Annotated in this window: 14 protein-coding genes, 5 tRNA genes and 1 riboswitch; of the genes, 15 read left to right on the top strand and 4 right to left on the bottom strand. The window is 54.7% G+C overall.

Features of this window, described 5'->3' with window-relative positions:
• The first annotated feature begins 117 nt into the window (after positions 1-117).
• Positions 118-3,195, top strand: a complete 3,078-nt coding sequence (locus HNR75_RS13195; protein WP_281364951.1) for a beta-galactosidase — start codon at positions 118-120, stop codon at positions 3,193-3,195.
• Positions 3,196-3,246: 51 nt separating this feature from the next.
• Here the strand turns inward: HNR75_RS13195 and HNR75_RS13190 are convergent, their stop codons facing one another.
• The 4 genes from HNR75_RS13190 to HNR75_RS13175 form a co-directional block, all read right to left on the bottom strand.
• Positions 3,247-4,668, bottom strand: a complete 1,422-nt coding sequence (locus HNR75_RS13190) for an alanine/glycine:cation symporter family protein (protein ID WP_188027444.1) — start codon at positions 4,666-4,668, stop codon at positions 3,247-3,249.
• A 250-nt stretch (positions 4,669-4,918) separates the two neighbouring features.
• Complete coding sequence (locus HNR75_RS13185) at positions 4,919-7,993, bottom strand: multidrug efflux RND transporter permease subunit (RefSeq protein ID WP_188027443.1); 3,075 nt, start codon at positions 7,991-7,993, stop codon at positions 4,919-4,921.
• A gap of 12 nt (positions 7,994-8,005) precedes the next feature.
• Positions 8,006-9,127: an efflux RND transporter periplasmic adaptor subunit gene (locus HNR75_RS13180; protein ID WP_188027442.1), complete on the bottom strand. Its 1,122-nt coding sequence runs from the start codon at positions 9,125-9,127 to the stop codon at positions 8,006-8,008.
• A 40-nt stretch (positions 9,128-9,167) separates the two neighbouring features.
• The gene (locus HNR75_RS13175) at positions 9,168-9,770 is read right to left on the bottom strand and encodes a TetR/AcrR family transcriptional regulator (RefSeq protein ID WP_188027441.1); all 603 of its coding nucleotides are present in this window, start codon (positions 9,768-9,770) and stop codon (positions 9,168-9,170) included.
• A gap of 181 nt (positions 9,771-9,951) precedes the next feature.
• On the opposite strand from HNR75_RS13175, the gene HNR75_RS13170 reads away from it, so the two are divergent.
• The 14 genes from HNR75_RS13170 (at position 9,952) to HNR75_RS15625 (ending at position 21,629) form a co-directional block, all read left to right on the top strand.
• Positions 9,952-10,028, top strand: a tRNA-Arg gene (locus tag HNR75_RS13170).
• Between the two features lie 40 nt (positions 10,029-10,068).
• Positions 10,069-10,144, top strand: a tRNA-His gene (locus tag HNR75_RS13165).
• Positions 10,145-10,169: 25 nt separating this feature from the next.
• Positions 10,170-10,254, top strand: a tRNA-Leu gene (locus HNR75_RS13160).
• A 26-nt stretch (positions 10,255-10,280) separates the two neighbouring features.
• Positions 10,281-10,357: transfer RNA gene (locus tag HNR75_RS13155), tRNA-Pro, on the top strand.
• Between the two features lie 120 nt (positions 10,358-10,477).
• On the top strand, positions 10,478-11,155 hold the full coding sequence (locus HNR75_RS13150) for an HAD family hydrolase (protein WP_188027440.1): 678 nt from the start codon (positions 10,478-10,480) through the stop codon (positions 11,153-11,155).
• A gap of 181 nt (positions 11,156-11,336) precedes the next feature.
• Positions 11,337-11,413, top strand: a tRNA-Pro gene (locus HNR75_RS13145).
• A 272-nt stretch (positions 11,414-11,685) separates the two neighbouring features.
• Positions 11,686-11,789, top strand: a riboswitch (guanidine-I (ykkC/yxkD leader).
• Between the two features lie 57 nt (positions 11,790-11,846).
• Entirely contained in the window at positions 11,847-12,923 is a 1,077-nt protein-coding gene (locus HNR75_RS13140) for a putative urea ABC transporter substrate-binding protein (RefSeq protein ID WP_188027439.1), read from the top strand.
• A 23-nt stretch (positions 12,924-12,946) separates the two neighbouring features.
• The gene (locus HNR75_RS13135; RefSeq protein ID WP_188027438.1) at positions 12,947-13,777 is read left to right on the top strand and encodes an ABC transporter permease; all 831 of its coding nucleotides are present in this window, start codon (positions 12,947-12,949) and stop codon (positions 13,775-13,777) included.
• A complete protein-coding gene (locus HNR75_RS13130; protein WP_223157911.1) occupies positions 13,774-14,553 on the top strand; it encodes an ABC transporter ATP-binding protein in 780 nt (259 codons plus the stop codon). The genes HNR75_RS13135 and HNR75_RS13130 overlap by 4 nt, the downstream gene beginning before the upstream one ends.
• A gap of 4 nt (positions 14,554-14,557) precedes the next feature.
• Entirely contained in the window at positions 14,558-15,280 is a 723-nt protein-coding gene (locus HNR75_RS13125; RefSeq protein ID WP_188027437.1) for an urea amidolyase associated protein UAAP1, read from the top strand.
• Between the two features lie 10 nt (positions 15,281-15,290).
• Complete coding sequence (locus tag HNR75_RS13120) at positions 15,291-15,929, top strand: urea amidolyase associated protein UAAP2 (protein ID WP_188027436.1); 639 nt, start codon at positions 15,291-15,293, stop codon at positions 15,927-15,929.
• A gap of 119 nt (positions 15,930-16,048) precedes the next feature.
• Entirely contained in the window at positions 16,049-19,654 is a 3,606-nt protein-coding gene (gene uca, locus HNR75_RS13115) for an urea carboxylase (protein ID WP_188027435.1), read from the top strand.
• Positions 19,651-21,501: an allophanate hydrolase gene (atzF, locus tag HNR75_RS13110; RefSeq protein ID WP_188027434.1), complete on the top strand. Its 1,851-nt coding sequence runs from the start codon at positions 19,651-19,653 to the stop codon at positions 21,499-21,501. The genes uca and atzF overlap by 4 nt, the downstream gene beginning before the upstream one ends.
• On the top strand, positions 21,498-21,629 hold the full coding sequence (locus tag HNR75_RS15625) for a hypothetical protein (protein ID WP_281364950.1): 132 nt from the start codon (positions 21,498-21,500) through the stop codon (positions 21,627-21,629). Before atzF ends, HNR75_RS15625 begins: the two co-directional genes overlap by 4 nt.
• Positions 21,630-21,637: the final 8 nt, after the last annotated feature.

Below are 21,637 nucleotides of genomic sequence, written 5' to 3'. Positions count from 1 at the left end.
CGTTTACATAAATTTTATGATAGCAGTCACGTCATGAATAAAATCTGACAGTCAGTTTCGCGCCAGCTCTCTATGATGATTTCCTCTGCACGAATCAAATCATCATGAGGAATGTCTATGCAACTGGCTCAGTGTCTGGCGCGCCGTGATTGGGAAAATCCGGCAGTAACCTCTTTGAACCGGCTGGCGGCGCATACACCGCAGTCCAGCTGGCGGGATCCCGAGGCGGCCCGGCTGGGGCAGCCGTCAGCGTCGGTCATCAGCCTGAACGGTGACTGGCAGTTCAGCTATTTTGCCGCGCCGGAACAGGTGCCGGAAGCGTGGTTACAGGCCGATTTGCCGGGCAGTCAGCCGATCCCGGTGCCGTCGAACTGGCAGATGCATGGCTATGACATTCCGATCTATACCAACATTAAATATCCGTTTCCCTGCACGCCGCCGTTTGTGCCGGCAGAAAATCCGACCGGCTGTTATTCCACGACGTTTGATGTTTCAGCAGAATGGCTGAGCAGTGGCCAGACCCGCGTTATCTTTGACGGAGTCAATTCGGCGTTCTATCTCTGGTGTAATGGTCACTGGGTGGGGTATTCGCAAGACAGCCGCTTGCCGGCAGAATTTGATTTAACCCCGTATCTGCAGGCAGGAAGTAACCGGCTGGCCGCGCTGGTGCTGCGCTGGTCCGACGGCAATTATCTCGAAGATCAGGATATGTGGCGCATGAGCGGTATTTTCCGTGATGTGTCGCTGTTGCATAAACCGGCGACCCGGCTGGCAAATGTGCTGGCCCGGCCGGAGCTGGATGCCTGTTACCGGGATGCGCAGTTGCATCTGCAGGTGGATGTCAGCGGCGAGTGCGCGACGCATCGGGTGGCAGTCTGGCTGTATGACGGTGACGATGCTGTATTGTGTGAACGCCGGGCGATCGGTACTGGCGCAATCGACGAGAAAGGGGCCTACCACGACCGGGTATTACTGTCGTTGTCAGTAAAAGCGCCGCGCTTATGGTCAGCGGAAAAACCGGATCTGTACCGGCTGGTGGTGGCACTGGAAACCAACGATGGTGCAGTGGTGGAGGCGGAGGCCTGTGATGTTGGTTTCCGCAATGTGGAAATCAGAAATGGGCTGCTGCTGGTCAACGGTAAAGCAGTGCTTATCCGTGGTACCAACCGGCATGAGTTCCATCCGGAGCGCGGACAGGCCGTGCGGCCGGAAGACATGCTGCAGGATGTGCTGCTGATGAAGCGTTATAACTTCAATGCGGTGCGTACCTCGCATTATCCGAACCATCCTTACTGGTATCAGCTTTGTGATCGCCTCGGTTTGTATGTGGTGGATGAGGCCAATATCGAAACGCATGGCATGACGCCGATGAGCCGTCTGTCGGACGATCCACTCTGGGTCGGGGCGTTTACCGAACGGGTGACCCGCATGGTCCAACGCGATTTTAACCATCCGTCGATCATCATCTGGTCACTGGGGAATGAATCCGGCCATGGCGCGGTGCAGGACAGCATGTACAGCTGGATCAAATCACGTGATCCGAGCCGTCCGGTGCAGTATGAGGGCGGTGGAGCGAATACCGCCGCGACCGATATTGTCTGCCCGATGTATGCGCGGGTGGATGAAGATCAGCCGTTCCCGGCGGTGCCGAAATGGGCCATCAAAAAGTGGATCGGCATGCCGGGTGAGGATCGGCCATTGATCCTGTGCGAATACGCGCATGCGATGAACAACAGCCTTGGCGGTTTTGCCCGTTACTGGCAGGCATTCCGCCAGTATCCGCGTCTGCAGGGCGGCTTTATCTGGGATTTTGTCGATCAGGGAATCAGCCGGATCAGTGCCGATGGCCAGCCTTACTGGGCTTATGGCGGGGATTTCGGTGATACGCCGAATGATCGTCAGTTCTGCCTGAACGGGGTATTTTTCCCGGATCGTACGCCACATCCTTCCTTGTATGAAGTACAGAAAGCACAGCAATTCTTCCAGTTCAAACTGCTTTCCACCTCGCCGCTGAAGATTGCAGTGACCAGTGAATATCTGTTCCGTCATTCTGATAACGAACAGCTGTGCTGGCAGATCAAACAGCTGGGTGAGCTGAAAGCCTCTGGCGTACAGACATTATCGGTCGGGCCTGAAGGAACAGCCATTCTGACCCTGAGCGAGCAGTTGCCACCGCTGACAGCCGGTATTGACGCCTGGCTGGATGTCTCGGTGCATATGCTGAACGATACACCGTGGGCCGAAGCCGGTTTTGCGGTAGCCAAAGAGCAGTGGCCGTTACCGGTGGCACTGGCGGCTCCGGCTGTTAAATCCAGCGATGCCGGGCTAACACCGCTGCTGGAAGATAAAGGCGAAAACTGGCAGATCTCGGCCGGTACACAGCGCTGGTGGCTGGATAAAAACTCCGGTCTGCTGACCTCCTGGCAGCATGGCGATCAGGCTTTATTGCTGTCACCATTGCAGGAGCAGTTTGTGCGGGCACCGATTGATAATGATATCGGTGCCAGTGAAGCGGATCATGTCGATCCGAATGCCTATATTGCCCGCTGGCAGGCGGCGGGGCTGAATCAGCTGCAGGATCGTTGTTTCTCTGTACAGGCTTATCAGGGCTCCGATGGGGTGGTCATTCAGGTAGATCGTGGGCATTTCCATGCAGACTGCTTATTGATTTGTTCTCAGTGGCAATATCATTTTACGGCTCAGGGTGAGTTGCAACTGAACGTGACCACGCAGGTGGCCGAAGGTTTGCCATCACTGGCGCGTATCGGCATGGTGCTGCATCTGGCTGAACAGAGTGAACAGGTAAACTGGTTTGGTCGCGGTCCGCATGAGAACTATCCGGATCGTCAGACATCGGCACACATTGGCTCCTGGCAGTTGCCGTTAGCTGAACTGCATACCCCGTATATTTTCCCGTGTGAGAATGGTCTGCGTTGTGACACGCGGGAGCTGCAACTGGGCGGCCTGCAGGTCAGCGGCCAGTTCCATTTCCGGGTCAGTCCATACAGCACACGACAACTGGCAGAGACACGTTATCAGTATCAGTTACAGCCGGAATCGGGGCTTTATCTGCATCTGGATGGCTTCCATATGGGGATCGGCGGCGACGACTCCTGGAGCCCGAGCGTACATGCCGATTATCTGCTGGGGGCCGGTACTTACCGCTATCAGGTGACGCTGAAATATCAGGCATAACCCTAAAACAAAGGCCGCAAAAGCGGCCTTTGTTGTCTCGGCAGGGCAGGATTATTTATTGTTGTCCCAGATGCCCGGTTCGATTTTTGCTTTGATTTCCGGGTATACATTGACATCAAAGGTCGGCACCTTACCGGCCTTACGCTGCATGTTGTAATCTTTGGCCAGCTTGGTTGCGCTGCCGGACAACAGCAGGATGGCAATCAGGTTGGTCACAATCATGAATGCCATCGAGATGTCGGCCAGTGTCCAGACAACCGGCAAATCAGCCACGGCGCCGAACATGACCATGCCCAGGACACACAGACGGAACAGGGCCAGACGGGCTGGGTGGTTATGTTCCAGGAACACCAGGTTGTTTTCGGCGTACGCGTAGTTGGCCACAATGGACGTAAAGGCAAAGAAGAACACCGCAAACGCAATGAAGTAAGTACCTGCGCTACCAATGTGCTCTGACAGAGCGGCTTGCGTGAGTTTGATACCGGTCAGTTCATTACCCGGTACATACTGATTGGACAGCAAGACGATTGCCGCCGTACAGGTACAGATCACGATAGTATCGATAAATACCCCCATCATCTGTACATAACCCTGGGAGGCCGGATGCGGCGGATAAGGGCTGGCGGTAGCTGCGGTGTTGGGCGCGGAACCCATGCCCGCTTCGTTAGAGAACAGACCACGCTTGATGCCGTTCATCATTGCCTGGGCGATGGTATAACCCAGCGCACCGGCGCCAGCCTGCTCCATACCAAATGCGGAATTGATAATGGTCATGAACACATCCGGTAATTTATCCAGATTCATGCCAACAATCACTATCGCCAGAAGCAGATAAGCGGTAGCCATGAATGGCACTACCAGCTCAGAAAAACGCGCGATACTACGCAGGCCGCCGAAAATGACGATACCGCTCAGTATCGCCAGTACCACGCCAGTGATCCAGTTCGGAATGCCAAAGGCGGATTGCATCGCACCGCTGATGGAGTTGGCCTGCACCGAGTTAAAGGCCAGACCGAATGAAATGATCAGGAAGATAGAGAACAGAACCCCCATCCAGCGCTGACCCAAACCTTTTTCCATGTAATAGGCCGGGCCACCACGATAGTTGCCATTATCGTCTTTCACTTTGTAAAGCTGGGCCAGTGTACTTTCCACAAAAGCGGATGCCATCCCGATCATCGCAATCAGCCACATCCAGAAAATAGCGCCCGGACCACCGAGATAAATGGCTACCGCTACACCGGCCAGATTGCCGGTACCGACACGGGCTGCCAACCCGGTACACAGTGCCTGAAAGGACGAGATCCCTGCCGCATCACTGACGGTACTGTGTTTCAGAACGGTGAACATGTGACCGAAATGACGGAATTGAATGAAACCTGTACGGATAGTAAAAAAAATCCCGACGGCCAGAAGCACATAGACGAGCTGACCCCATAGCAGGTCGCTCAGTGCATTAATTAAATTTTCCATAGTGGCTTCCTTGTTGGACATTAAATTATATCGGTATCCGGCGCATGCCTGACGGATCCAATGCATTCTTATGCGTTATTGGTGGTGAATTATATAAAAATTGAGCAGAAGGCATAGCAAAAATACTATTTAAGATCATTTTAGCGGATTTACGGATGGATTTTTGTCCACTTGTCAGAATAACAGTCTGCTACCGGGCCGGATAAAACAGCCCTCGGAAAGAGGGCTGTTATGGCGGAACGCCGGTTAATTACGCATCGTCATGGAGCGCCAGTGGCGCGACAGACTCATCGAATTCCGGTAATGGCTGATGCTTTTTACCCACATAGGTATAGATCACCGGCAAGACGAACAACGTAAAGAAGGTACCGATCGTCAGCCCGGCGACAATCACGATACCGATGCTGAAACGGCTCAGCGCTCCGGCACCGAACGCACCCAGCAAAGGCAGCAGGCCGGCGACCATCGCTGCCGTGGTCATCAGGATCGGGCGCAGACGGATGCGGGCCGCAATTTTGACCGCGTCCATCCGGGCCAGCCCTTTCAGCAACTGTTGCTCCCGGGCAACCTCACAAATCAGGATCCCGTGCTTGCTAATCAGGCCGACCAGCGTGATCAGTCCTACCTGCGTGTAGATGTTCATGGTAGACAATCCCCAGGCCAGCGCGACCAGCGCCCCGCAGATGGCCAGTGGTACGGACACCATGATCACCAGCGGATCGCGCCAGCTTTCAAACTGGGCGGCCAGCACCAGGAAGATCACGCAAAGCGCCAGCAGGAAGGTGAACATCAGGGCACTGCCTTCCTGCACATACTGCCGGGCCGCGCCCATGTAATCGTGCTGATAACCCTGCGGCAGTTCGGAGACCACATTCTGTTCCAGCCACTGGATGGCATCGCCCATTGGCATGGTCGGCACGATCCCGATGGTCGCCGAGTTCAGCTGGTTATAGTGAGGCAGAGCCCGGATCTCGCTTTTCAGCTCAACCGTGACCAGGTTACCGAGCGGGATCGACTGACCGTTGGCAGCTTGCACATAGTACTGTTTCACCGATTCCGGATTGAGGCGGAACTGCCGCTCCACCTGCGGAATCACCTCATAACTGCGGCCATTAAGGGAAACCCGGTTGAGGTTGCCATCGCCCATCATGGCGTTCAGCGTGGCGGCAATATCCTGCATGGTGACGCCATAAGCGCCGGCTTTATCCCGGTTGATGACGATACGCATGGTGGCTGAATCAAAGGTCAGATCCAGCTCGGTATAGACGAACTGGCGGTTGGTTTTCACCTTGTCCAGTGCCGCACTGGCGACCTCGAACAGATTGCGGAACTCGTTCGGTGTGGTGATCACCAGTTGCAGTGGCAGACCACCACCGGCGCCTGGCAGTTCCGGAAACTGGAAGGAACTGATCGCCACGCCGGGAATATTTTGCAGGGCCGCATTCGTCCGCTGCACGATCACCGGTGCTTTCTCGCGCTCACTCCAGGGTTTCAGAATGGCAATCGCCAGCCCCTGGTTACTGTTGGGGATCCCCGCCAGCGCCAGATTGGTTGCCATGGCCGGATCCTTCATCAGCAGGTCGCCGGCCGCCATCATATTGTTCTGGATATAATCGAGATTCGCGGTGTTCGGGGCTTTCGCCATCATCAGATAAGCGCCGCGGTCTTCGGAAGGGGCCAGTTCGGCCGGGATCAGTTTGAACAGCACCGGCATCACGGCAAGCACAATCACCCCGAAGGTGATGATCACCGGACGGCGGGTCATCACCTTGTCCAGCATCCGGCTGTAAGCCGCGGTGAGCCGGTTCAGCGCATTTTCCACCGCACGTTCAAACCGGTTCGGATTGGTGTGCGGTTTCAGCATGGCGGAACACATCATGGGTGACAGGGTCAACGCAATCACGCCGGAGATAAAGACGGCGCCTGCCAGTGTCAGGGCAAACTCCTTGAAGATCGAGCCGGTCACACCACCCATCAGGGCGATCGGGGTATACACCGCCGCCAGCGTAATGGTCATGGTAATGACCGGACTGGCAATTTCGCGGGTACCGATGATGGCGGCCCGGAACGGCGTTTCCCCGGCCTTGATATGCCGATCGACGTTTTCCACCACCACGATCGCATCATCCACCACCAGACCGATCGCCAGCACCATCGCCAGCAGGGTGATGAGGTTGATGGAAAAACCAAACGCCTGCATCAGCATGACCACCCCGATCAACGATAACGGAATGGTCACGATCGGGATCACCACCGCGCGCATGGAACCCAGAAACAGCGCGATCACCACCACCACAATCGCCGCCGCTTCGACGATAGTCTTCAATACCTCGTAGATCGACTCGTTGATGGCCCGGGTAGAGTCATACAGCAGCTTCATGCTCATGGTGTTCGGCAGATTCTGCTCAAAACCCGGCAGCAATTTATTCACGTTCGCGGCGATTTCCAGCGGGTTGGCAGAGGGGGCTGCGTCAACCGCCGCAATCACGGCTTCCTTGCCGTTGGCCAGCGCACGGTATTGATCGTGGCTTTTCTCCAGCGTTACCTTGGCGATATCCCGCACCCGGACGACCGTCCCGTCATGCGAGGCCACGATCAGATCGGCCAGCTGTTCCGTGCTGTTGACCTGGGTATCGGCTTCGGCGTTATACAGCACAAAATAACCGGTGGCCTGACCCGGCGCCGACTGATAGTTATTCGCTTGCAGGACGGACATCACCTGTGAGGCGGACAGGTTGTAGGCGCCCATCTTCAGCGGATCCAGCCAGATGCGCATTGCAAACTGGGTTCCGCCGTAGAGGTTGACCTTTGCCACCCCCTGTACCGTGAACAGCTGTGGTTTGATCACCCGCTCCAGATAATCGGTAATCTGTGACGAGTTCAGCTCCGCACTGGAGAAGGCGATATAGACCACCGACGTGTTACTGCCGGTGGAGGAGGTGATACTTGGATCATCCGCATCTCTCGGCAGTTGTGAACGCACGGAATTGACCTTGGCCAGGACATCCGCCAGCGCCGCATTCGGATCGGTATTGAGCCGCATGTTCACGGTGATGGTCGAACGGCCCAGCTGGCTGCGCGAGGTCATGTAGTCGATATTTTCTGCCTGGGCGATGGCCTGTTCGACCGGCTGGGTAATAAACCCCTGGATCACATCGGCGCTGGCACCGTAATAGTTGGTGGTGACGGTGATGACGGTATTGGTGATTTTCGGATATTCCCGGATCGCCATGCCGCGCAGCGCTTCCAGCCCGAATAACACCATCATCAGACTGATGGTCACGGCCAGCACCGGCCGCCGGATAAAGAGATCGGTAAATCGCATGCTTGGCCTCCGTTACAGTGCGGGCACAGTGGCCGGTTTCGCCAGGGTATTGTCTTCCACGGCGGTCACCTGACTGCCATTGGACAAACGGATCTGACCGGAGGTCACGACCACATCGCCGTCTTTCAAACCACTCAGGACATGGGCCAAATCTTCCTCCCGCTCACCGACGTTGACCACCACCTGACGGGCAATCTTTGCTGGCTGACCTTTGGCGTCTTTACTCTCTTCCACCACATACACGGTCTGGCCGTAGAGCGTAAAGTTGATGGCGGTCTGGGGAACGATGATCTGGGATTTCATGACCGGCAGCCGGACTTTCACCCGGGCATACATCCCGGAGCGCAGCAATCCTGCGGTGTTCGGAATGGCAGCCTGCACCTCGATGACACCGGAAAGCTGTTTGACGGTCGGCTCAATCGCCGTAATGCTGCCTTTGAACGGCTGCTGCGGATAGGCATCCACCAGAATGTCCAGTTGCTGGCCGACGTTGATTTTGGCCAGTTCCGTCTGGGCGATGCTGAAGCGGATCTTCATCACCGAGCTGTCTTCCAGTCGGACAATGCTGTCTCCGGCTTTCAGATACTGCCCGAGAAAGACATTACGCAAACCGGCCTGACCGCTGAACGGGGCCCGGATGGTCATGCGGTCAATGGTGGCCTGCAGGGCATCGATCTGCCCCTGCAATGCCAGATATTCGGCCTGCGCATTGTCCAGTTCTCCTTTGGAGACACCGCCTTTGCCGTACAGGCTGCGCATCCGTTCATAACTGGCCCGGGCAGCCGGCAGTTTCCCCTGGGCACTTTTCAGATTGGCGCGTTCGACATCGGTATTCAGCGACAGCAATAACCGGTCCTTGCGGACGGTTTCTCCCGATTCAAAGGAGATCTTGTCCACGGTACCGGCCACCTGCGCGCTGATATCGACGCCCTGATTCGGTTCAATAAAACCAATCGCTTCCAGCGTTGGCGACCAGTCGCTGCCGCGGACGGTCAGCAAGGTGACCGGGAAAACCGGAGCCGGCTTGCTGGCCATGGCTTTCCCCATCTGGGCAAACTTATAAAAGTTAAAACCAATCACGCTGCCGAATAACAGCAGCGCAATCAGTAACATGATGACCATCCACTTTTTCATTCCGCTCTCCGTTGTTATGTTTTTTTACTGGGGACGGCAGTTACTCTGCCAGAATGGCGCGCCAGCTGGCCTGGATCAGCTGTTCTTCCAGTGCCGCCGTCATGTCAAACGGCGCGACGCGCTGGGTCTGTGAAATACTTAATACGGAACCGAGGCTCAGATAGCCCAACAGACAGGCCGGCATATCGCGGAAAAGACCGCTGTCGATCCCCCGCAGGTAGAAATCCTCTATTGGTTTCCACTGTTCATCGGCCCAGAGCCGGTCCTCTTCGTTATAGAAAGGAGAACGCTCATACAGATCCTTGAAGTGCACCAGGCTCTGCTTTTCTTTCAGTTCGTGATAGGCGTTCAGCCAGAAACGGCGGTACTGTCCGAACGGCGGCTGGACCGGATCGTAATCGAGCATCAGACAGCGCAGCATGTCGGTCAGCGCCCGGCGGTAGATGGTGCGGATCAGCATCTCTTTACCGGGGAAGTGCAGATAAAGCGTACCGGCCGCGATGCCGGCGGCTTTGGCAATCATCTGCATGGAAGTGCCGTGAAAGCCATGCGCAATAAACAACTGTTCGGCCTGCGCCATAATTAATTCGGGTTTTTCCTGTACCATATCCTTTGCACCAATAAAAAATGAATGAACGTTCATTCAATAGGTTCAGTGTAAAGCGTTCCACGACAGGATCAAGCCGGGCAGGGAGAAAGATGCACAAGAAATGTCCGTTTTTTCCGAGGATTGACCAGAGTTGCAGCAACCGGAGATTTTTTTTATTAAAATGCTGGACATGTATTTCATCAGACCTTAATATTCGCCCCGTCTTGAGGACAAGGCGCCCGTAGCTCAGCTGGATAGAGCGTTGGCCTCCGGAGCCAAAGGTCTCAGGTTCGAATCCTGTCGGGCGCGCCAAGCGACTCAGGTTCAACTGGGAAGTTCCAAGATAGCAGTGGTGGCTATAGCTCAGTTGGTAGAGCCCTGGATTGTGATTCCAGTTGTCGTGGGTTCGAGTCCCATTAGCCACCCCAGATTCAAAAGTAAAGATATCCCGATGCGAAGGTGGCGGAATTGGTAGACGCGCTAGCTTCAGGTGTTAGTGCCTTCGGGTGTGAGGGTTCGAGTCCCTCCTTTCGCACCAATCTTTACAAGTAGAATCGACCACTTCGGTGATTAGCGCAGCCCGGTAGCGCATCTGGTTTGGGACCAGAGGGTCAAAGGTTCGAATCCTTTATCACCGACCACATTCTGAAAACCCCGCTTAGGCGGGGTTTTTGCTTTTCTGCGATATACATTCCTCTGCTCAGCCGACATACTTTCCTCTATATTTAGCGATACAACACTGTTACGGACAGGATAGTCGTATGCCTCCATTCCCTTCAGGTCTGAAAGCGCTGTTCTTTGATTTTGACGGTACGCTGGTGAATTCAGAGCCGCTGCATTTTCAGATGTGGCAGCAGGTGTTGGCGGACTATGGGGTCGAATTGACGGTGGAACAGTATAAAGCGCATTACGCCGGGGTGCCGACGGCATTGAATGCCGAAGACATGGTCCGGCGTTTTGCCTTGCCGGTGCCGCATCGTGTCATTTCCGATGCGAAAAAAACACTTACCCGGGAAGTCGTGGCGGGTGCGGGATTTCCGCTCATGCCGGCGGTGCGGGAGATACTGGCGCATCTTTCCGGCTATGATCTGAAGCTGGGGATTGTGACCGGAGCAGCACGACGTAATGTGGACATCACATTAGCGGTACATGCGCTGCATGACTATTTTTCGGTGATTGTTTCCGGCGAGGATATCAGCCGGAACAAACCGGCACCGGATTGCTACCTGCTGGCCATGGAGAAACTAGGCATGGCGCCGGGCGACTGTCTGACCTTTGAAGATACGGAATCCGGTGCCAGAGCGGCCGCTTCGGCGGGGGTGACGTGTCTGGCGGTGCCGACCCCGATGTCGCGTCACCATGATTTTTCGACGGCCAGGGGTGTTTTTACCTCATTGCAGGAAGCCTCGGCTTGGGTGGAGATGACGTTTCTGGTCTGATCGATCGCTTGTCACCGGACCGTAGCAGCGAGCCAATGGCAGTATTTTATGATTATCATATGGTAATAACATGTGCATTGAATGGTAATTGCACACGAATTGATGCCAAATTGAGCAATCAGTCAGAACAGCGCTATCTTTGATTTCACTTTTGGATTGTTGGTGGCATAATGCGCGCATTCGGTGATTAGCGCAGCCCGGTAGCGCATCTGGTTTGGGACCAGAGGGTCAAAGGTTCGAATCCTTTATCACCGACCATCTTCAGAAAACCCCGCTTCGGCGGGGTTTTTGCGTTTTTGCCGTCCGGAAAATTTCATCTGCTTAATGCATTCTTATGGGGCTCCAAGTCGGTGCATTTCAGCTCGGTTAACCCTTCTTTTTGTCATTAATGATCCAAAATGGGATTTATTTGAGTGTTTTTATGCCGGTTTTCTATCTGACGGAATTGGCGCACGACTTGCATCATTATTAACCGAATACCGCACTTGATGATGATGGCGTGTTTGCGCTGACTTCTGTGCCAAAATTTGTAAATGGATGACTAGGGTTCCGGCTTGGTTTACCAAGTGACTGGTCCGAGAGTTATCGACCTTCCTTCCTGAAGGTTACACGGCGGGACAAAAACCCGGGAGACAGCGGCGCACAGCCATGATCTCTCGTATTTGACCAACGTGCTCCCAGGGAGGGAAACATGAAAAAATCTTCATTTAGCTCATCATTCCGCAAATGGCTGTGTGTTGGCCTGTTGCCGGTCTTTCTGTTCGGTTCTGTTCCTGCGTTTGCCAAAGAAAAATTCAAGGTTGCCTGGACGATTTATGCCGGCTGGATGCCCTGGGACTATGCGGCGCAGAGCGGCATTATCAAAAAATGGGCAGACAAATACGATATCGAGATTGATGTGGTGCAGGTGAACGACTATATCGAATCGATCAACCAGTATACCGCGGGCGGCTTTGATGGTTGTGTGATGACCAATATGGATGCCCTGACCATTCCGGCTGCCGGTGGCGTTGATTCCACCGCGCTGATCGTGGGTGATTATTCCAACGGTAATGACGGTATCGTACTGAAAGATAAAGCATCACTGAAAGATATTCAGGGCCAATCAGTGAATCTGGTGGAACTGAGTGTGTCGCATTATCTGCTGGCGCGAGCGTTGGAAACGCAGGGCATGAGCGAGAAAGATGTGACGGTGGTGAATACCTCAGATGCCGATCTGGTTTCTGCTTTTGCTACACCGGATGTCACCGCAACGGTGACCTGGAACCCGCTGTTATCTGAAATCATGAAACAGCCGAATGCGAACAAAGTATTCGATTCCAGTCAGATCCCCGGTGAAATTCTTGATTTGATGGTAGTGAAAACCGACCGGCTGAAAGCGCACCCTGAGTTAGGTAAAGCGCTGACCGGTGCCTGGTATGAAATCATGGGCGTGATGTCCGGTTCTGACGCCAAAGCGACAGAGGCCCGTACTCTGATGGCGAAGGCCGCGGGCACTGATCTGGCGGATTACGATTCGCAGCTGAAAGCGACCTATATGTTCTATAAACCCGCCGATGCGGTGGCATTAACCAATAACCCGCAACTGAAAAACACCATGCAGCAGGTCGCGGAGTTCTCTTATCAACACGGCCTGTTAGGTGAGAGTGCGCCGAATGCCGGTTTTGTCGGGGTGCAGACGCCGGCGGGTGTTTATGGTGATGCGAACAACGTCAAACTGCGTTTTGATCCGACTTATATGCAGATGGCTGCCGACGGCAAGCTGTGAGCCGAGTGGTAAGGAGATAGGCGATGGCCCGACTCATTAATCGACAACCGGATCGCTTAGGTCGCTGGTTACTGGCATTGCTTCCGTTTGTGATCCTGCTGGTGCTGTATCTGATCAATTCAGAAGCGCGGCTGGCGGTGAATCCAAATGACAAATTGTTGCCATCATTTCCGGCGATCTTCGATTCGATTGCCCGAATGGCGTTCGAGCCGAGCCGTCGGACCGGGGAATACCTGCTATGGGCCGATACGTTATCCAGCCTGCGTCTGCTGCTGATGGGCGTGGGAATCAGCGCGGTGCTGGGGCTGAGTGTCGGCTTGCTGAATGGTGGTATTCCGTTGATCCGTATTCCTTTTTCACCGCTGGTTACGACTGTGTCGCTGATCCCGCCGATGGCGATCCTGCCAATTTTGTTCATTGTGTTTGGGCTTGGTGATCTGGCGAAGGTGATGCTGATTGTGATTGGGATCTGCCCGATCCTGATCCGTGATTTACAGCTGAAAACGCTGAGCCTGCCGGAAGAACAACTGATCAAGGCGCAGACATTGGGTGCGACCAGCTGGCAGATCCTGCTGCGGATGATGCTGCCTCAGGTGCTGCCGCGTCTGTTTGAAGCGGTGCGTCTGACGCTGGGCAGTGCCTGGTTGTTCTTGATTGCGGCGGAAGCAATTGCAGCGACCCAAGGTCTGGGTTACCGGATTTTCCTGGTGCGGCGTTACCTCGATATGTCGGTGATCCTGCCGTATGTTTTCTGGATCACGCTGCTGGCGTTTGCGATGGACTGGATTTTAAAAGTGACGGCACGCAAAGCGTTCCCTTGGTATTTCGGTCGTAACGGGGAGGCGCAGGGATGAGTATGCCAATCCTGCAGGCGAAAAACGTCTGGAAAGAGTATGGCGATGTGTGTGTGCTGGAGCGCATCAACGTCTCTATCAATGCCGGTGAATTTGTCACGGTGGTCGGTGCGTCCGGTTGTGGCAAAAGCACCTTTCTGAAACTGGTGCTGGGGACGGAAAGCGTGTCGCGCGGCGAACTATTGCTGGATGGCCAGCCGATCCCGCAGGAACCGGATGAACATCGTGGCATCGTGTTCCAGAAATATTCGGTATTTCCGCATTTAACGGCGCTTGGCAATGTGCTGCTGGCTGATGAATTCGCGCAGTCGAAGTGGCTGGGCAAGTTATTCGGTGCCGCGAAAAAACAGGCGGAAGAGCGCGCAGTGGCGATGCTGGAGCGGGTGGGGTTAGGCCATGCGTTGCAGCGTTACCCGAGTGAACTGTCGGGTGGTATGCAACAGCGTCTGGCGATTGCGCAGGCTCTGATGAAAAAGCCCCGCATTCTGCTGCTGGACGAACCGTTCGGTGCACTCGATCCGGGTATTCGCGCTGATATGCATCAGTTGATCCGTGAATTGTGGTTACAGCAGGGGTTAACCATTTTCATGGTTACGCATGATTTGAAAGAAGGGTTCGCGCTGGGCAGCCGGTTGTGGGTGTTTGATAAATCACGGCATGACCCGCAGTCACCACAACGCTATGGCGCGCAAATAACCTATGACATTCCTTTACAGGGTGGAAGGCTGAAGTCCGAAGATGCGGTGCGCTTTTCACCAGAAAATAAAACGGAGTAATACCATGGCAGAATTATTGTATGAAGATGCGCTGCCTGGCGGCAGTCACTGGTCGATGGTGATGCCGGCAGGATCACTGCTGAAAATCACCGATGTGGAAGGCGGCGCGAATGTGGGCATGCTGTTTTACAACCCGCGCAACCTGCTGGAGCGCTACAACGCGCCGGATACGCTGAAATGTCAGCACACCTTTAAGCTCACCACCGGGCATTGTCTCTATTCCGATATGGGCCGCATTTTTTGTTCGGTTATTCAGGATGATACCGGCTGGATCGACACCGTGGCCGGCACTACCAATAAAGCCAAAGTGGCAGCATGCTGGGGTGATCGCGACTATCAGCATGATCGCAATCTGTGGAAACAGAATGGTTACGACAGCTTTCTGGTGGAAGTGGCGAAATATGGCCTGGGCGCGCGCGATCTGGCGGCGAACCTGAACCTGTTCAGCAAAGTGTTTACCGATGCAGAAGGCAATCTGCAGTTTGCTGCAAATCATTCCAAAGCAGGCGACACCATTACGCTGCGCTTTGAAATGGAAACCCTGGTGGTGTTCAACACCTGTCCGCATCCGATGAACCCGGCTGCCGAATATCCACGCAAACCAGTTCAATATGGTGTGTATAAGGCCGATCCGGTGGCGGCGGATGATATTTGCCGGATTTCCCGTCCGGAAAACGGGCGTGGTTTTGAAAATACCCGCCGTTATGTTTGCTGTGCCGGTCACTAAGGAGCGATTTATGATCAAGGAAAGTTTGTTAAAACCGGCTGATGTGGCCTATCAGGAAACCGTACTGGCGGGTGATTACTGGATGAAGGTGGTGAAAGCCGGCCAGACCATCCGCATTGTCGATTCGGAAGGTAATCAGGCGGCGGATACCTTGTTCTACTCAGCGGCAAACCCAGCCGAGCGTTACAGCGCGGTGGATACCATCCGTGAGCAGGGCAACGTTTATCTGACAACCGGTACAACGCTGATGACCAACGAAGGCAACCCGATGCTGGAAATCGTGGCGGATACCTGTGGTCGTCATGACACGCTGGGTGGTGCCTGTGCCACCGAGAGTAATCAGGTGCGTTACGATTTGGGCAAAAAACACATGCATGCCTGCCGTGACAGCTGGTTGCTGGCGGTGACGGAAAACCCGGAATTCGGCATGAGCAAACGCGATATCACCCATAACATCAACTTCTTCATGAACGTGCCCATTACCGCTGACGGTGGTTTGAGCTTTGCCGATGGCATCAGCGCACCGGGCAAATATGTTGAGCTGAAAGCACGGATGGATGTGATTGTACTGATATCGAACTGCCCACAGCTGAACAACCCGTGTAATGCCTATAACCCGACACCGGTTGACGTGCTGGTCTGGAACTAAGCAACCAATTTGAGAGATATGAGCGCAAGGACGACCTTGAGCCGCTCCCTGATTTCTTGCGGGACGACCCGAAGTCTGACGGAAGAACCCTTCCGGCAGCATTGAACAGAGTTAAACTTATGTTCAGTAAAGTATTGATTGCCAACCGTGGCGCGATTGCCTGCCGAATTATCCGCACCCTGAAAAGCATGGGTGTCACCTCTGTGGCGGTGTATAGCGAAGCCGATGCTGACAGCCGTCATGTATTAGATGCTGACGAAGCCTGGTCACTTGGTGAAGGCGCTGCCGCACAAACCTATCTCGATCAGAACAAACTCATTGCCATTGCCAGACAAACCGGCGCTCAGGCCATTCATCCTGGCTATGGCTTTTTAAGCGAGAACCCTGATTTTGCCCGTCGTTGTGTCGACGAAGGGCTGGTGTTTTTAGGTCCGACACCGGAGCAGATGGTGGCGTTTGGTCTGAAACACGAAGCGCGCGCACTGGCGGAAGCGGCGAATGTACCGCTGTTACCGGGCACCGGCTTACTGGCTTCTTTAGAGGAAGCGTTGGAAAAAGCAGACGTGATTGGTTATCCGGTGATGCTGAAAAGTACCGCTGGGGGCGGTGGTATTGGTATGCAACGCTGTTTCTCTGCGGAAGAATTGCGTGCCGCGTATGCCTCGGTAAAACGGCTGTCGGAAAACAACTTCAGCAACGGCGGCATGTTCCTTGAGAAATTTATTGAGAATGCCCGCCATATCGAAGTGCAGATGTTTGGTGACGGTCAGGGCAAGGTGATTGCGATTGGTGAACGTGATTGCTCTGCGCAGCGTCGTAACCAGAAAGTGATTGAGGAATGCCCGGCGCCGAATCTATCCGATGAAGTGCGTCAGGCATTACAAGCCACCGCGGTGCAACTGGGGCAGCAGGTGAGCTACCGCAGTGCCGGTACCGTGGAATACGTGTATGACGACCTCAGCGGCCAGTTCTATTTTCTGGAAGTAAACACCCGCCTGCAGGTGGAACATGGTGTCACCGAGCAGGTGTATGGTGTGGATCTTGTACGCTGGATGATCGAGCTGGGTGCCGGTGAACTGGCACCGCTGGAAAGTCTGAACCAAATACTGACACCGAAAGGCCATGCGATTCAGGTGCGTTTGTATGCAGAAGACCCGGCAAAAAATTTCCGCCCAAGTGCTGGTTTAATCAGTGCGGTGCAGTTCCCGGAACAAGATCGCAAATCGTGCCGTATCGACCACTGGCTCGATGCGGGATTAGAAGTTCCACCGTTTTTTGACCCGATGTTGGCAAAACTCATCGCATGGTCGGGCTCGCGTGAGCAAACCATCACAACGCTGCTAACCATGCTGCATGACAGCACTGTGTATGGCATTGAAACCAATAAAGAATACCTCTGTGCATTGCTGAATAGTGAAGTCGTGCAACAGGGCAAAGTGCTGACCCGTACTCTGAATGAGTTCAGTTACGATCCATCCACAATTGATGTCTTGTCGGGTGGTACGCAAACCACGATTCAGGATTTCCCGGGTCGTGTCGGCTACTGGGATATCGGTGTGCCGCCGTCTGGCCCAATGGACAACTGGTCATTCCGTCTCGGTAACCGTCTGCTGAATAACGATGCGGAAGCCGCAGGTTTGGAAATCACCCTGTCTGGCCCGACACTGAAATTTAATACGGCGCGTCAGATCGTTCTGGCGGGTGCAACGCTGGATGCCAAGCTCGATGGCGAAGCGCTGCCGATGTGGCAAGTCGTTACCGTGCCTGCGGGCGCGACATTACAACTGGGTAAAGTGGCGACTGCGGGCGCTCGCAGCTATCTGCTGCTGGCGGGTGGCCTTGATTGCCCGCATTATCTCGGCAGCCGTTCAACCTTCACGCTGGGTCAGTTTGGTGGTCATGTTGGCCGCTCGATTCAGGCGGGCGATGTACTGCATCTGCCAACGCCACCGGCTGTCGTCGCTGAAGGTTCAATTCCAACTGAATTGCAGCCTGCGATCACCAATACGTGGGAACTGCGCGTGATTTATGGTCCGCACGGTGCACCGGATTTCTTTACTGACCAAGATATCGACACTTTCTTCGCGACCGATTATGAAGTGCATTACAACTCCAGCCGGACTGGCGTGCGCTTGATTGGGCCGAAGCCTGAGTGGGCGCGTGCAGATGGTGGGGAAGCTGGCTTGCATCCATCCAACCTGCATGACAATGCCTATGCGATTGGTACAGTCGATTTTACCGGTGATATGCCGGTGATTTTAGGGCCGGATGGTCCGAGTCTTGGTGGCTTTGTTTGCCCAGCGACGATTGTGAAATCGGATCTGTGGAAAATGGGTCAGCTGAAAGCCGGTGATAAAGTTCGCTTTATTCCGATCTCCATTGCTGATGCGGAAGTATTGGATCGTGCGCAGCTCGCCGAGCTGGAGAGCCTTACGGCGAAACCTGTTTCCGTTGCTATTGCGCCACCAACCACACCGGTCCTGAAAACGCTGCCAGCAGAAAAATATGGCGAAAAAGTCGTGTATCGCCCAAGTGGTGATGACTATCTGCTGGTGGAATACGGTGCTCAGGTGCTCGATATTCGTCTGCGTTTCCGCGCACATGCGCTGATGCTGTGGGTGCAGGAAGCGGCAATTGAAGGCGTTTTAGAACTGACACCGGGCATCCGTTCATTGCAGATCCATTATGACAATCTGCAATTACCGCTGACCCGTTTGCTGGAACTGCTGGAACAGGCAGAAAGCGAATTGACTGATATTGAACAGATCACGGTGCCTGCGCGGATCGTCCATCTGCCATTGTCATGGGATGACGAAGCAACGCGTCTGGCAATTCGTAAGTACGACGAACTGGTCCGTAAAGATGCGCCATGGTGCCCGTCGAACATCGAGTTCATTCGTCGCATCAACGGTCTTGATTCCATTGAACAAGTCAAAGAGATCGTCTTTAACGCCAACTATCTGGTGATGGGCTTGGGCGATGTGTATCTCGGTGCGCCAGTCGCAACGCCCCTGGATCCGCGTCATCGTTTGGTGACGACGAAATATAACCCTGCACGTACCTGGACACCGGAAAATGCGGTTGGTATCGGCGGCGCTTATCTGTGCGTATATGGTATGGAAGGCCCGGGCGGCTATCAGTTTGTCGGCCGTACGCTGCAGATGTGGAACCGTTATCGTCAGACCGCTGAATTCAGTCAGCCTTGGTTATTGCGTTTCTTTGACCAGATCAAATTCTATGAAGTGGATGCCGATGAATTGCTGCGCATTCGCCGTGAATTCCCGCGTGGCCGTTACCCAATCAAGATCGAAGAGATCCAATTCTCGCTCGCTGATTACAACAAGCTGGTGAGTGAACATGCTGACGAAATCTGCGAGGCGAAAGAACGTCAGCAAACCGCGTTTGAAGCAGAACGTCAGCGCTGGATCGAAACCGGACAAGCGAATTTCTCTGCCGATGGCGACATGATGATCGAAACCGGTGAGGAAGAAGAATTACCGGATCATCATAAAGCCGTCGAAAGTCTGGTTTCCGGCAACGTCTGGCAGGTGCTGGTCGAAGAAGGCCAAACCATTAAAGCCGGTCAGCCATTGTTGATCATCGAATCGATGAAGATGGAGATTGAGGTGCTGGCGCCACAGGATGGCAAGATCATCGCGATCAACCGCGAAGCCGGTCAGCAAGTGCGTGCCGGACAACGCTTACTGGTACTGGAGGATTTATGATGACAACCATGACAATCAGTGCCATTCATGCGGCCTATCGCAGCGGGGAACTGACCCCGCAACAACTACTGTCGGATTGTCTGCAGCAGGCGCAGCAGGATCAACGTCATGTCTGGATCTCGTTGCTTTCTGCTGAGCAGCTGAATAACTACCTGAAAGGGCTGGAAGGGCATTCGCCGGACGATCTGCCACTGTTCGGTATCCCGTTTGCCATCAAGGACAACATCGATCTGGCGGATTTGCCTACTACTGCCGCGTGTCCGGATTACAGTTATCAGCCGCCAGCCTCGGCTTTTGTGGTGCAGCAACTGATTGCCGCCGGTGCCATTCCGCTGGGTAAAACCAATCTGGATCAGTTCGCCACCGGGCTGGTCGGGGTACGCAGCCCGTATGGGGCGTGTCAGAACAGTCTTGATCCTGCCTATATCTCCGGTGGTTCCAGCTCCGGTTCGGCGGTGGCGGTCGCTACCGGTCAGGTCTGTTTTGCACTGGGCACCGATACCGCCGGTTCCGGACGGGTGCCGGCCGCGTTTAATAATATTCTTGGCTTAAAAGGCACCAAAGGCCGCATCAGTTGTACGGGGGTGGTGCCGGCCTGCAAGAGTCTGGATTGCGTCACGATCTTTGCTCAAACGGCCGCTGATCTGGCCGCCGTGTGGCCGATCGCCGCGCAGTTCGATCCGCAGGATCCGTTTGCGCGGGAAGCATTACCGGCAAAAGCTATTCCGGCCGCATTCCGTTTTGGTGTGCCGGCGAAAGAACAGCTGAAATTCTTCGGCGATGACGCAGCGGAAGTCCTGTTCTGGCAATCCGTCCAAACGCTGGAAGCGCTGGGGGGCACGGCTGTGACCGTCAATCTGGAGCCGTTTCTGCAAGCCGCGCGTCTGCTGTATGAAGGCCCATGGGTTGCCGAACGTCTGGCCGCCATCAAGGATTTTTTCCGTGCGGATCCTGGCCGTTGTTTACCGGTGATTCAGACGATTGTCGGTGGCGCCGAGTCGCGCAGTGCCGTGGATGCCTATGAAGCACTGTATGAACTGCAGCGCCTGAAACGGATTGCCGATGCGGAACTGGCGAAGGTGGATCTGATTGTGACCCCGACCACCGGCACGATTTATAAGATCGAAGCGGTATTGGATGATCAGATCCGGCTCAATAGCAATCTCGGTTATTACACTAATTTTATGAATTTGCTGGATTACAGTGCGATTGCCTTACCATCGGGTTTCCGTGCGGGGGGTGAGAAACAGGATCTGCCGTTTGGTATTACTCTGTTTGCGCGGGCCTTTCAGGATGAGGTGTTGCTGGCATTGGGTGACCAGTGGCAGCGACAACTGACATTACCGCTGGGGGCTAGTCATCAGCCATTGCCTGTCAATACGCCCGAGGTGGTCATGCCGCAGGCAAACACGATTGATGTTGTGGTGTGTGGTGCCCATCTTTCCGGTTTGCCGCTGAACGGACAGCTCACGGAACGGCGAGCGGTCTTGGTACAGACCACGACGACAGCTAAAGCCTATCGCATGTATGCACTGGCTGGTGGCCCGCCGTATCGTCCGGGTCTGATCCGTGATGAACAGGCCGGGCAGACGATTGCGGTGGAAGTGTGGCGTGTACCGGCAGATCATTTCGGGTCGTTTGTCGCCGGTATTCCGGCACCTTTGGGTATTGGCAAGGTACAGCTGGCGGATGGCGACTGGGTATCCGGGTTTATCTGTGAACCTTACGGCATCACCGGGGCAGAAGAAATCACGGCCCTCGGTGGCTGGCGGCATTATCTGAACCGGAACACCAGCCCCGGGATCTGCAGTGTGGCGACGGAGGCCGGCACGAGCGCCACGCCATGATGACTGCTGGCGAGGGTGACCAGACCGGTGATGACATCGGAGGCTTCATTTACAAGCTTGGGCTCGAAGCCATGCGCCCGGCAGAGGTTGAGGGCGGCATTCACGGTCAGGGTATTCAGCGCCGCTGAGCCGTATA

The organism is Tolumonas osonensis (assembly GCF_014202415.1).
Taxonomy (GTDB): domain Bacteria; phylum Pseudomonadota; class Gammaproteobacteria; order Enterobacterales; family Aeromonadaceae; genus Tolumonas; species Tolumonas osonensis.
This window is presented reverse-complemented; position numbering and strand designations above follow the sequence as displayed.